This is a genomic window from Variovorax sp. FG153, from assembly GCF_057809595.1.
The window spans coordinates 167,041-179,007 of sequence record NZ_JBMDKG010000008.1 but is presented as its reverse complement, the minus strand read 5'-3'; the positions used below and the strand labels follow the sequence as shown (position 1 = coordinate 179,007).

Annotated in this window: 9 protein-coding genes and 1 tRNA gene; 5 read left to right on the top strand and 5 right to left on the bottom strand. The window is 70.0% G+C overall.

Going from position 1 to position 11,967, the window contains the following annotated elements:
* Positions 1–55 precede the first annotated feature (55 nt).
* Positions 56–1,441 carry a sensor histidine kinase efflux regulator BaeS gene (baeS, locus tag ACODT0_RS12505; protein ID WP_489041408.1) on the bottom strand — a complete coding sequence of 462 codons (1,386 nt, stop codon included), beginning with the start codon at positions 1,439–1,441 and terminating at the stop codon, positions 56–58.
* 172 nt (positions 1,442–1,613) lie between these two features.
* Here baeS and ACODT0_RS12500 point away from each other — a divergent pair, with 172 nt between their 5' ends.
* The gene (locus ACODT0_RS12500; RefSeq protein WP_412180248.1) at positions 1,614–2,369 is read left to right on the top strand and encodes an SGNH/GDSL hydrolase family protein; all 756 of its coding nucleotides are present in this window, start codon (positions 1,614–1,616) and stop codon (positions 2,367–2,369) included.
* Between the two features lie 79 nt (positions 2,370–2,448).
* On the opposite strand, the gene ACODT0_RS12495 is transcribed toward ACODT0_RS12500, so the two are convergent.
* Positions 2,449–2,523 (bottom strand) — tRNA-Arg (locus tag ACODT0_RS12495).
* A 42-nt stretch (positions 2,524–2,565) separates the two neighbouring features.
* Complete coding sequence (locus ACODT0_RS12490) at positions 2,566–3,237, bottom strand: TetR family transcriptional regulator (RefSeq protein ID WP_057593954.1); 672 nt, start codon at positions 3,235–3,237, stop codon at positions 2,566–2,568.
* A 178-nt stretch (positions 3,238–3,415) separates the two neighbouring features.
* Here ACODT0_RS12490 and ACODT0_RS12485 point away from each other — a divergent pair, with 178 nt between their 5' ends.
* From ACODT0_RS12485 to ACODT0_RS12470, 4 genes are all read left to right on the top strand, one after another.
* On the top strand, positions 3,416–4,705 hold the full coding sequence (locus tag ACODT0_RS12485; RefSeq protein ID WP_057593955.1) for an efflux RND transporter periplasmic adaptor subunit: 1,290 nt from the start codon (positions 3,416–3,418) through the stop codon (positions 4,703–4,705).
* 18 nt (positions 4,706–4,723) lie between these two features.
* Entirely contained in the window at positions 4,724–7,891 is a 3,168-nt protein-coding gene (locus tag ACODT0_RS12480; RefSeq protein ID WP_057593956.1) for an efflux RND transporter permease subunit, read from the top strand.
* Positions 7,878–9,404 (top strand): efflux transporter outer membrane subunit, encoded by a 1,527-nt coding sequence (locus ACODT0_RS12475; protein ID WP_296739136.1) that lies wholly within the window; start codon positions 7,878–7,880, stop codon positions 9,402–9,404. The genes ACODT0_RS12480 and ACODT0_RS12475 overlap by 14 nt, the downstream gene beginning before the upstream one ends.
* A 139-nt stretch (positions 9,405–9,543) precedes the next feature.
* Entirely contained in the window at positions 9,544–10,206 is a 663-nt protein-coding gene (locus tag ACODT0_RS12470) for a c-type cytochrome (RefSeq protein WP_261215481.1), read from the top strand.
* A 102-nt stretch (positions 10,207–10,308) separates the two neighbouring features.
* On the opposite strand, the gene ACODT0_RS12465 is transcribed toward ACODT0_RS12470, so the two are convergent.
* Both ACODT0_RS12465 and ACODT0_RS12460 read right to left on the bottom strand, forming a co-directional pair.
* Positions 10,309–10,845: a DUF2946 family protein gene (locus ACODT0_RS12465; protein ID WP_489041407.1), complete on the bottom strand. Its 537-nt coding sequence runs from the start codon at positions 10,843–10,845 to the stop codon at positions 10,309–10,311.
* A gap of 4 nt (positions 10,846–10,849) precedes the next feature.
* Positions 10,850–11,941 carry a YheT family hydrolase gene (locus tag ACODT0_RS12460; protein ID WP_489041406.1) on the bottom strand — a complete coding sequence of 364 codons (1,092 nt, stop codon included), beginning with the start codon at positions 11,939–11,941 and terminating at the stop codon, positions 10,850–10,852.
* Positions 11,942–11,967 lie beyond the last annotated feature (26 nt).

The following is an 11,967-nucleotide window of genomic DNA, read 5'->3' as shown; positions in this document are numbered from 1 at the left end:
ACCTTCGTGCTTCGCACTGCGGTGCGAGCTTGCCTGGGGCGGCCCGGCGCGGCGCTCATGCGTCGATCCCCGGCAGGTCGATGACGATGCGCAGCCCGCCGAACGGCGAGGCCTGGGCCTGGATGCGGCCCTCGTGCGCCTCGACGATGTTGCGGCAGATCGCCAGGCCCAGTCCGCTGCCGCCGCTGGCGCGGTTGCGCGAACCCTCGACGCGGTAGAAGCGCTCGAACAGCTTCTCGAGCTTGTCGAGCGGCACGCCGGGCGCGCTGTCCTCGACCACGATGCGCACGCCGCTCTCGTGACGATCGGCGCGCACCTGCACCACGCCGCCGCGATCGGTGTAGCGCAGCGAGTTCTCGAGCAGGTTCGCGATCAGCTGCTGCAGCCGCCGCTCGTCGCCACTGATGGACAGCGGCGACGGCGCGACATGCACGCGCAGCTCGAGGCCCTCGGCCTCGAGCCGGCCCTGCATGCCGCCGACCGCCGTGCGCAACACCGTGGCGACGTCGATCGGCGTGCGCCGGTAGGTCATCGCGCCGATGTCGGTCAGCGAGAGGTCGTGCAGGTCGTCGACCAGCTTGCCCAGGCGGCCGACCTCGGCGTGCATTGCATCGACCGACTGCTCGGTGGTCGGACGGATACCGTCCTGGATCGCCTCGAGCTCGGCGCGCAGCACCGCCAGCGGCGTGCGCAGTTCGTGCGAGATGTCGGCCATGAAGGTGCGGCGCGCGCGCTCGGTGTGCTCCAGCGTCTGCGCCATGCGGTTGAAGTCCTTCGCGAGATGGCCGAGCTCGTCGTTCGAGCCGACCTCGATGCGCGAGGCGTAGTCGCCGGCCGCCAGCCGCTGCGTGGCGCCGGCCATGCCGCGCACCCGCCGCAGCAGCGCGCGCGACAGCACGAAGGTCAGCAGCGCCGCCACCGCGATCGAGCCCAGGCCGATCAGCGTCAGCGCCTTGAACTGCCGCTCGAGGAAGCGCGCGTCGTCCTTGGGCAGCACGTCCTCGAAGGGCACCATCGCCACCCAGCCGACGATGCGCCCGTCGACCGACACCGGCAGCCGGATCGAGTCCGGCCCGACCGAGGGATTGCCCACCACGCGGCGCAGTTGCGCATCGAGCAGGCCGATGCGCGCGAGGGCGCCGGTCTGGTCGGACGAGGCGAGCTGCGGCGCCGGATCCACGCCGGGCTCGCGCGCGATCGGCAACACCAGCTCCATCCAGTTGCGGAAGTCCTGCCGCAGGAACTGCCAGTCGCCGTGCGCCGCATAGGCCGCGGCCACGCGCGGCACCATCTCCTGGACATGCGCACGGCCCTGCTGGTTGAGGTAGCCGAGGAAGCCGCGCGCGAACACGAAGCGCATGGCGCTGGCCTGAACCACCACCACGGCGGCGCAGGCCACCAGCACGAAGAAGAAGAGCTTGGTCCGGATGCCGATTCTCATGATGAATGCCGATGATGCCGCGCGCGGCGGCGCCCGTGGCGGGTCCGGGACCATTGGCTGCGCCGCGGCCCGCAAAAGCAAGGAAGGCCATGCCGGCGGTACGATCTTCACAGTTGCTCCACATTGCGCTCGCAAGATCGGGGCTCACGGAACCCGACTCCCCTCCTTCCCCATGCCCCCTTTTCAAGCAGCGCATCGCGGTGCGCGCGAAGCTTCGCGCGCGCCGCGAAGCGTCATCGCCTTCCTGTGCATTGGCATGCTCGCGGCCTGCGGTCTCTTGAAGCCCGACACCCCGCGCGCGCCCGTGCCGCCGCCCCCGACGGCGACCGCGCCGGCCGCGCCAGCCGCTCCAGTGGCGGCAGCCGCCGCGCCCCCTGCCGCCACGGCCGCGGCCTCCCATTGCAGCGTGGTCCTCTATGGCGACTCGATCCTGCACGGCGGCTATGGCGGCAACCTGCGGCTGGCCGAGCCGCCGGCGGCGGCGCTCAAGCGGCTGCGGCCGCGCTACACGGTCGACGACCGCAGCGCCAACGGCGAGACGGCCACCGCGCGCGCGGCGGGCTTCGCGAACGAGAAGCGCGCCGCGCGCTTCGTCGTCATCGCCCACGGCCTCAACGACGCGGCGCTCTCGCTGCCGGTGGAGGCGCCGTTGCGCAGCATGATCGCCACCGCGGTGCGCGAAGGCCGGGTCGTGATCGTCACGGGGCTGTCGCGCCAGCGCATCCCGGTGCCGGGCCGCGACCAGTACGACGCGGCCATCCGCAAGGTGGCGCTGGAGACCGGCGCGGGCTTCGCGGACTGGGGCGCGGAAGAATTCAGGGCCGCCGAGATGGCCGACATCCTGCATCCGGCCGGCGCCTATTCGCAGCGGCTGTCGATGCGCATCGTGCAGACGCTCGACCGGCTGGCGCCCGACTGCCGGGTCTGAAGCAGCCATCGATCGGGCCGCATTCCCAATGAAAAAGGCTGGAAGCCCCTTGGAGCTTCCGGCCTTTTTGCCGTGTGTCTGGTCCCGCCGCCAGGAATCGAACCTGGATCTCAGCCTTCGGAGGGCCGAATTCTATCCGTTGAAATACAGCGAGAAATGGGTTTCCGGTCGAACCGGAGCCTCGCATTATCGCCTATCAGGCGGCCGCCGTTTCGGCTTCGTGCGCGGCCGCGCCATTCGCCCCCGTCTGCCGCGCGAAACCGAGGCCCGCGAGATACACCCGGAAGGTGCGCCGGCCCGTGGGCACGAGGTCGAAGGCCGCGGGATCGAGCAGCCAGTTCTGGATCAGTCCGCTGATCAGCGCATGCAGCCCCTGCGCCGCCACGCTGCCGGGCACCGGCAGCCTGATGCGGGCGCGGCGCGCGGCCAGCCGCAGGGCCTTCTCGAAATCGCCCACGCAGGCATTGCGCGCATCGAGATGCCGCTGCTGCACCGAGGCCATGTCGTGGGTGTATTCGACCTTGTGGGTCGCCACGTCGAACACGCGGCGCACCTGCGGGTCGGTGGTCATGAGGGTCAGCGCATGCACCATGCCCTCCTCGATCTCGGCCAGCGGGTCGTCGTGGCCGACGGCCGCGGCCTTCGGCGGTGCCTCGAGCGGGAGGATGACCCGCTCCATCATCGCGTTGAAAAGATCGGCCTTGTCCTTGAAGTGCCAATAGATGGCGCCCCGCGTCGCCCCGGCCTGCTGCGCGATCTGCTGCAGCGTGGTCTGGGAGACCCCTTGCGCCTGAAACAGCAGTTCCGCGGCATCGAGCAGTCGATTCCGCGTCGCCAGTGCTTCTTCCTTCGTACGACGTGCCACCAAGTCTCCTGATTTGTAAAGGCAACGCCCTTTGCATATCGTGGGGCCATTGCGTGGATGTCACTATACATCCATGAATGTATGTAAACTGTCGCCCTTCCCGATGGCCCACCTGGCCGTGCTGGCTTTCCGGCGCGGCCGCAGAAATCGCCGTCTCCCGTCTTCGCTTCAAAGGAATCGCATGCCTCTCCTGCATGTTTCGCGCCCATCGTTTCTTTCGCCGCGCCTCGCGACCGTGGCTGCCGTCGTGTTGCTGGTCATCGCGGGTTGTTCGAAGAGCGATGCCCCCGCCGGTGCCGGCGCGGGCGGCGGTGGCGGCGCCCATCCCGCCCCCGAAGTGGGCGTGATCGTCGCGACCCCGACCGACGTCGGCCTGGTGACCGAACTGCCGGGCCGCCTCGAGGCTTCGCGCGTCGCCCAGGTGCGCGCCCGCGCCGCCGGCATCCTGCTCAAGCGCGAGTTCCGCGAAGGCAGCGACGTGAAGGCCGGCCAGCTGCTGTTCCGCATCGATCCGGCACCGCTGGTGGCCGCCACGCAGAACGCGCAGGCCGCGCTGGCCCGCTCCGAAGCCAATGCCGCGCAGGCCAAGGCACTGGCCGACCGCTACAAGCCGCTGGTCGAGGCCAATGCGGTGAGCAAGCAGGAATACGTCAACGCGGTGGCTTCGCAGAAGACCGCCGAGGCCGACGTGGCCGCCAGCCGCGCCGCGCTGCAGACCGCGAAGATCAACCAGGGCTACGCCGACGTGACCTCGCCGATCGCGGGCCGCATCGGCCGCGCGCTGGTCACCGAGGGCGCGCTGGTCGGCCAGGGCGATGCCACCGAGCTCGCCGTGGTGCAGCAGATCAATCCGCTGTACGTGAACTTCACGCAGTCGGCTTCCGACGTGCTGAAGCTGCGCCGCGCGGTCGCCGCGGGCCAGTACAAGCGCGCCGGCGGCGAGGACGCCGCCAGCATCCGGCTGGTGCTCGAGGACGGCACCGAGTACGGCCAGGACGGCAAGCTGCTGTTCTCCGACCTCACGGTCGACGCCACCACCGGCCAGGTCACGCTGCGCGCCGAGATCCCCAACCCCAAGGGCGAACTGCTGCCGGGCCTGTACGTGCGCGTGAAGCTCGAGCAGGCGCAGGCCAGCAACGCGATCACGGTGCCCCAGCAGGCGGTCACGCGCACCCAGCAGGGTGACCACCTCACGGTGGTGGGCGCCGACGGCAAGCTGAGCCAGCGCACGGTGAAGATCAGCGCCGCCAAGGACAACCAGTGGGTGGTGCTCGAAGGCCTGAAGGCCGGCGAACAGGTGATGGTCGACGGCTTCCAGCGCCTGCAGATGATGCCGCCGGGCACGCCCGTGAAGGCGGTCCCGTGGACGAAACCGAATCCCAACGGTGCGGCGCCCGCCGCCGCGCCGGCAGCCTCTGGCGCGGCACCCGCCCCCCAGAAGGCAGCCTCGGCTCCGGCCGAGAAGAAGTAATCAAGGAGCGCGCCCGCAATGGCCAAATTCTTCATCGATCGACCCATCTTCGCGTGGGTGATCGCGCTGTTCATCCTCGTGCTCGGCGGCGTGTCCATCACGCAGTTGCCGATCGCCCAGTACCCGCCGGTGGCGCCGCCCGCCATCGTGATCAACGTGGCCTATCCGGGCGCCTCGGCCCAGACGCTCGAGGACAGCGTGCTGTCCGTGATCGAGCGCGAAATGAACGGCTCGCCCGGCCTGATCTACATGGAATCGGTGGCGCAGGCCGACGGTACCGGTGCGATCACCATCAGCTTCGAGCCCGGCACCAATGAAGACCTCGCGCAGGTCGACGTGCAGAACCGGCTCTCGCGCGCCACGCCGCGGCTGCCCTCGGCGGTGACGCAGCAAGGCGTGCGCGTCGACAAGTCGCGCGACAACTTCCTGCTGTTCGCGATGCTCTCGTCGGACAACCCCGACGTCGACCCGGTGGCGCTCGGCGACTATGCCGCGCGCAACATCGTGCCGGAACTGCAGCGCATCGCCGGCGTGGGCCAGGTGCAGCTGTTCGGCTCCGAGAACGCGATGCGCATCTGGATCGATCCGGCCAAGCTGCAGGGCTTCAACCTGTCGCCGGCCGACGTCAACAACGCGATCCGCGCGCAGAACGCCCAGGTGTCCTCGGGCACGCTCGGCGACCTGCCGAACGTGCCGGGCCAGGCCATCGCCGCCACGGTGACGGTCAACGGCCAGCTCACCAGCGTCGAGCAGTTCCGCGAGATCGTGCTGCGCGCCAACACCGACGGCTCGACCGTGCGCCTGAAGGACGTGGCGCGCGTCGAGCTCGGCGGCCAGAGCTATGCCACCTCGGCGCGCCTGAACGGCGTGCCCGCGGTGGGCGTCGGCGTGCAGCCCACGCCGACCGGCAACGCGCTGAAGTCGGCCAAGGCCATCCGCGCGAAGATGGGCGAGCTCGAACGCTACTTCCCCAAGGGCGTGAAATGGGACATCCCCTACGACAGCTCGCGCTTCGTGCAGATCTCGATCACCGAGGTGGTGAAGACCCTGTTCGAAGCCATCGCGCTGGTGTTCCTCGTGATGTTCCTGTTCCTGCAGAACTGGCGCTACACGATCATCCCGACCATCGTGGTGCCGATCGCGCTGCTCGGTACCTTCGCCACCCTGCTCGCTCTAGGCTTCTCGATCAACGTGCTGACCATGTTCGGCATGGTGCTGGTGATCGGCATCGTGGTGGACGATGCGATCGTGGTGGTGGAGAACGTCGAGCGCATCATGAGCGAGGAAGGGCTCTCGCCGCTGGAGGCCACGCGCAAGGCGATGCAGCAGATCTCGGGCGCCATCATCGGCGTGACCGTGGTGCTGATCTCGGTGTTCGTGCCGCTGGCTTTCTTCGCGGGTTCGACCGGCAACATCTACCGCCAGTTCTCGGCGGTGATGGTGGCCTCGATCGGCTTCTCGGCCTTCATGGCGCTGTCGCTCACGCCGGCGCTGTGCGCCACGCTGCTCAAGCCGGTGGAAGCCGGCCACCACCACGAGAAGCGCGGCTTCTTCGGCTGGTTCAACCGCGGCTTCTCGCGCACCGCCAAGGGCTATGAAGGCATCGTCGCGCGCATCCTGCGCCGCGCCGCGCGCTACCTGATCATCTACGCGGCGATCATCGGCGCGGTGGTGTACTTCTACACCCATCTGCCGAGCTCGTTCCTGCCGCAGGAAGACCAGGGCAACATCATCGTGAACGTGCAGCTGCCCCCGGGCGCGACGCAGGAACGTTCGCTGTCGGTGATGCAGCAGGTCGAGGGCTTCATCATGAAGCAGCCCGAAGTGCAGAGCATCGTGAGCGTGATGGGCTTCAGCTTCTCGGGCCAGGGACAGAACGCGGGCCTCGCCTTCGTGACGCTCAAGGACTGGGACGAGCGCAAGGACCCGGGCAACTCGGCCAGCGCGCTCGCCGGCCGTGCCTTCGGCGCGCTCTCGGGCATCCGCGACGCCTTCATCTATCCGCTGAGCCCGCCGCCGATTCCCGAACTGGGCAACGCCAGCGGCTTCAGCTTCCGGCTGCAGGACCGCGCGGGCGCGGGCCACGAGGCACTGGTCAACGCTCGCAACCAGCTGCTGGGCATGGCCTCGCAGAGCAAGATCCTGTCGCAGGTCCGTCCCGACGGCCTGGAAGACGCACCGCAGTTGCAGATCGACATCGACCGCGACAAGGCCAACGCCCTGGGCGTGACCTTCGACGCGATCAATGGCGCGCTGTCGACCGCGCTGGGTTCGAGCTACATCAACGACTTCCCGAACCGCGGCCGCCTGCAGCGCGTGGTGGTGCAGGCCGATGCGCCGGCGCGGATGCAGCCCGAGGACATGCTCAAGCTCAATGCCACCAACACGCAGGGCCAGCCGGTGCCGCTGGGCGCGTTCGCGACCACCAAGTGGGTCAACGGCGCGACGCAGACGGTGCGCTACAACGGCTATCCCGCGATGCGCATCAGCGGCGACGCGGCGGCCGGCTACAGCACCGGTGCCGCGATGGCCGAGATGGAAAAGCTCGCCGCGCAGCTGCCGCAAGGCTTCGGCTTCGAGTGGACCGGCCAGTCGCGCGAGGAAAAGCTCGCCGGCTCGCAGGCCATGATCCTCTACGGCTTCGCGATCCTGGCGGTGTTCCTCTGCCTGGCCGCGCTGTACGAGAGCTGGTCGATCCCGCTGTCGGTCATCCTGGTGGTGCCGCTCGGCGTGATCGGCGTGCTGCTCGCGACGCTGCTGCGTTCGTACTCGAACGACGTGTACTTCCAGGTGGGCCTGATCACGATCATCGGCCTGTCGGCGAAGAACGCGATCCTGATCATCGAGTTCGCCAAGGACCTGCAGGCGCAGGGCCGCGGCGTGATCGAGTCGGCGCTCGAGGCCGCGCACCTGCGGTTCCGGCCGATCATCATGACCTCGCTGGCCTTCGGCCTCGGCGTGGTGCCGCTGTTCACGGCCTCGGGTGCCGGCTCGGCGAGCCAGCGCGCGATCGGCACCGGCGTGCTCGGCGGCATGGTGACGGGCACCCTGCTCGCGGTGATCTTCGTGCCGGTCTTCTTCGTGGTGGTGCGCACGCTGTTCAAGGGCAGCGAGCGCCAGCGCGAAGCCAACAAGCGGCATGCGCAAGCCGCCGGCATCACGGAGGAAAAACATGAACCTCAATAACAAACTGATTCCCACCGCGCTGGCGGCCGCGCTGCTGCTGGCCGGCTGCTCGCTGATCCCGACCTACGAGCGCCCCGCGGCGCCGGTGCCCACCACCTACCCGGGCGATCCGGCGCAGCCGGCCGGGCCGGCCGCCTCGTCGATCCCGTGGCAGGACTTCTTCACCGATCCGCGCCTCGCGGGCCTGATCCAGACCGCGCTGGCCAACAACCGCGACCTGCGCGTCTCGGTGCTCAACATCGAGCAGGCGCGCGCGCAGTTCCAGATCCAGCGCGCGGACCTGTTCCCCGCGCTGGGCCTGTCGGGCAATGGCTCGCGCTCGAGCCCCAACCCGTATCAGGCGATCGACAGCAGCCAGGGCAGCGTGACGTCGCAGTACTCGGTCAACCTCGGCATCACCGCCTGGGAGATCGACTTCTTCGGCCGCATCCGCGCGCTGAAGGACCAGGCGCTGGCGCAGTACCTCGCGACCGACGAAACGCGCAAGGCCGCGCAGATCAGCCTGATCGCCGCGGTCGCCAACGGCTGGCTCACGGTGCTGGCCGACGACGAACTGCTCGAGATCACGCGCCAGACCTTGAGCACGCGCGAGGAATCGGTGCGGCTGACCAAGCTGCGCTTCGACAACGGCGTGTCGTCCGAGCTCGACTTCCAGGCCGCCAACTCGCTGGCCGAGACCGCGCGCGCCGCCTATGCGCAGCAGCTGCGCACGCGCCAGCAGGACGAGAACGCGCTCGCGCTGCTGCTGGGCGCGCCGGTGCCGGCCAGCGCCTTCGCGGGCGCCAAGGGCCTGGGCGGCATCCGCCCGATCCCCGACGTGCCCGCGGGCCTGCCCTCCGACCTGCTGGCCGAGCGGCCCGACATCCGCGCGGCCGAGCAGCAGCTGATCGGCGCCAACGCCAACATCGGCGCGGCGCGCGCGAACTTCTTCCCGCGCGTCTCGCTGACCACCTCGATCGGCACCGCGAGCAGCGAGTTCTCGAACCTGTTCGACCGCGGCACCAAGGCCTGGAGCTTCGCGCCCACGGTCACGCTGCCGATCTTCGACGCGGGCCGCAACATCGCGGGTCTCGACTCGGCCAAGGCCGGGCGCGAGATCGCGGTGGCGCAGTACGAGAAGTCGATCCAGACGGCGTTCCGCGAAGTGGCCGACGCGCTCGCGGGCCGCGCCACCTTCGGCGAGCAGGCACGCGCGCAGCGCGCGCAGGCCGATGCCGAGGCGGTGCGCTTCAAGCTCTCGGACCTGCGCTACCGCAACGGCGTGGCCAGCGCGCTCGACCTGCTCGACGCTCAGCGCTCGCTGTTCACGGCGCAGCAGTCGGCCGTGACCACGCAGCTGCAACTGCTGCAGAACCAGGTCACGCTGTACAAGACGCTGGGCGGCGGCTGGGCCTCGCGCGATGCGGCCGCGGCCGGCACCGCGACCAGCGGCGCGAGCGGTGGCGCGGCCCCCGCGGCCACGACCGGCGCGGCCTCGACGCCGCCCGCCGTCGTCATCCGCCGCAAGGGCTGAACCCGCTTCGAAGGTTGTTTGCGCGCAAATCCGCGCACGCTCATGCGACCGGCCCTTCGCCTTGCGGCGAAGGGCCTCTCTATAATCGTCGGTTGATTCGAAAAACGCCCCCCGACGAGCCCCCGATTTTGAGGACGCCATGAGCGCAGACCCGCATTACCAGGCCACCGAAGAAGCCCACACCGGTCCGATCAAGAATCCCAAGCAACTGCTGCTGGCGGTCTTTTTCTCCTTCCTCGCACCCATCTTCATCATCGTGGGCCTCGTGGCCTATGTGGTGTCCGGCAACAAGCCGGCCGGTACCGCCGAGGGCGACAACATGGCGCTCTACGGCGTCACCCAGGAAGCGCGCGACCGCGAGGTGGCCGATCGCCTGAAGAAGATCGGCGCGATCGAGATCCGCGATGCCAACCGCCCGCTGGCGGCCGGCGAAGCGGTGTTCAAGGCCCAGTGCGTGACCTGCCACGGCGCGCCCGGCATTCCCGGCGCACCGCACCTGAACGACGCGGCCGCCTGGGGCCCGCGCATCGGCCAGGGCTACGCCACGCTGCTCGAGCATGCGCTCAAGGGCAAGGGCGCGATGCCTGCCCAGGGTGGCGGCGACTTCGAAGACCTCGAGATCGGCCGTGCCGTGGTCTACATGGCCAATGCCGGCGGCGCCAAGTTCCCGGTGCCCGACCGTCCGGCGGCGGCAGCCCCGGCCGATGGCGCTTCGGCCGCCGCGGCACCCGCGGCTTCGGGCGCGGCCCCCGCAGCGTCTGGCGCGGCGCCTGCCGCTCCGGCGGCCAGCGCCAGCAAATAATTCTTCGCAGAGGATCGCGGCCCCGCGCGCCGCGTCCGCCCAGCAAAAAGCCGGCTTCGCGCCGGCTTTTTTGCGTTCGCTTGCTACGCTTTAGATAGCAATTCAGGCTTGCGTGGCATGGCGTTCGGCCGGGCTCAGCACATGCCCGAAGCGCGCCGGCAGCTCCGCCGCCGTTACCGTCTCGGGCGTCCACAGCCCCTGCTCGATCGCATCGGCCGCGAGACCCACGTCCTGCGTATGAACCAGCCCCAGCCCGGGCGCCGCCGACAGATAGAGATGCCCGTGCTCGTCGAGCAGGCAGCCCGTGACCTCGACGGTCTGCCCCGTGTGCGCCGTCACCGCGAAGCCGGTCTCGGCGATGCGCCAGACCAGCGGCGCCGCCTCCAGCTCCACGTAGACGCGCTGCGGCCCGTTCTGGAAGAACCACTGGCCTTCGTCGTCGTGCTCGTAGTTGCGGTGGATGAAGTCGATCAGCTTGTCGTGCCGCAGCATCGAGCCCTTGGCGGCCGGAAACGGCCCCTGGGCCTGGGTGCGGTCGTCGCGCATGTACCAGTTGCCGCGCGCGTCGAGGCCGAGCCAGCCGTAGCAGTGCGGAACGTGGGGCCACTTGGCCAGGGCCTGTCTGACGATGTCGTCCATGGCCTCATTGTCCCCGCGGCACGGCGCGCACCGCGTCGGCCGGCACGCCGGCCTGGCGGCAGAGCCAGCGCCCGACCTGCTCGGGCATGCCGCGCACATGGCCCGGCGGCCGCCCCATCGGAAAGCCCACGTGGCCGCCGTGCGCGGGCTGCCACAGCGTGACGTGGCGGCCGACCTCGCCGGGCCGCGGCAGGCTGGCCGCGGGGATGAAGGGGTCGTTGCGTGCATTCACCGCCAGCGCCGGCACGCGGATCGCGCCCAGGTGCGGCTTGGCCGAGCCGCGCCGCCAGTAGTCGTCCGCGTCGACGAAGCCGTGCAGCGGCGCGGTGAAGACGTCGTCGAAGGTCCGCAGGTCGCGCGCGGCCGCGAGCCGGGCGCCATCGAACAGCCCCGGAAACTGCGCCAGCTTGGCCAGCGCCTTGGGCTTCATGGTCGCGAGGAACATGCGGGTGTAGACCAGCCGGTTGAAGCCGCGGCCGATGGCGTCGCCGCCGGCCGCGAGATCGAGCGGCGAACACACCGAGGCCACCGCGCTCACCACCCGCGAGGCGCTGTCGCCGGCCTCGCCGGCCCAGCGCATCAGAGCGTTGCCGCCGAGCGAGACGCCGGCCGCGAGCACCGGCGCGCCGTCCTTGCGACTCGCGCGCATGCGCGCCAGGATCCAGCCGATCTCCTCGAAGTCGCCCGAGTGGTAGGCGCGCGGCGCGAGGTTCATCTCGCCGCTGCAGCCGCGGAAATGCGGCACCGCGAAGTCCATGCCGCGCGCGGCGGCGAAGTCGGCGAAGGCCTCGGCATAGTGGCTGCGCGAGGAGCCTTCGAGGCCATGGAACAGCACCAGCAGGGGCCGGCCGCCGGACGCGCCCCGCGAACCGGGCGCATCGGCGAAGTCCACGTCGACGAAGTCGCCGTCGGGCGCGGTCCAGCGCTCGCGCCGGTAGACCGGCGCCGCGCCCTCGAAGCGGCGCGCATAGAGCGCGCCCCAGATCGTCTGCAGGTTGCCGCCCGGCAGCCAGCGTGGCGCCAGGTAGTCCATCGCGGACGGCGTCGGCGCGTCGGGCGTGCCGGAGGGAAAGGAAGAAGGAAGGAACGCGGACATCGAACGAAGGAGGAAGACGCCGGCGC

Excerpts from the sequence above, each read along its gene's own strand:
- baeS (WP_489041408.1), bottom strand. The coding sequence starts at position 1,441 with ATGAGAATCGGCATCCGGACCAAGCTCTTCTTCTTCGTGCTGGTGGCC.
- ACODT0_RS12500 (WP_412180248.1), top strand. The coding sequence starts at position 1,614 with ATGCCCCCTTTTCAAGCAGCGCATCGCGGTGCGCGCGAAGCTTCGCGC.
- ACODT0_RS12485 (WP_057593955.1), top strand. The coding sequence starts at position 3,416 with ATGCCTCTCCTGCATGTTTCGCGCCCATCGTTTCTTTCGCCGCGCCTC.
- ACODT0_RS12480 (WP_057593956.1), top strand. The coding sequence starts at position 4,724 with ATGGCCAAATTCTTCATCGATCGACCCATCTTCGCGTGGGTGATCGCG.
- ACODT0_RS12475 (WP_296739136.1), top strand. The coding sequence starts at position 7,878 with ATGAACCTCAATAACAAACTGATTCCCACCGCGCTGGCGGCCGCGCTG.
- ACODT0_RS12470 (WP_261215481.1), top strand. The coding sequence starts at position 9,544 with ATGAGCGCAGACCCGCATTACCAGGCCACCGAAGAAGCCCACACCGGT.
- ACODT0_RS12465 (WP_489041407.1), bottom strand. The coding sequence starts at position 10,845 with ATGGACGACATCGTCAGACAGGCCCTGGCCAAGTGGCCCCACGTTCCG.
- ACODT0_RS12460 (WP_489041406.1), bottom strand. The coding sequence starts at position 11,941 with ATGTCCGCGTTCCTTCCTTCTTCCTTTCCCTCCGGCACGCCCGACGCG.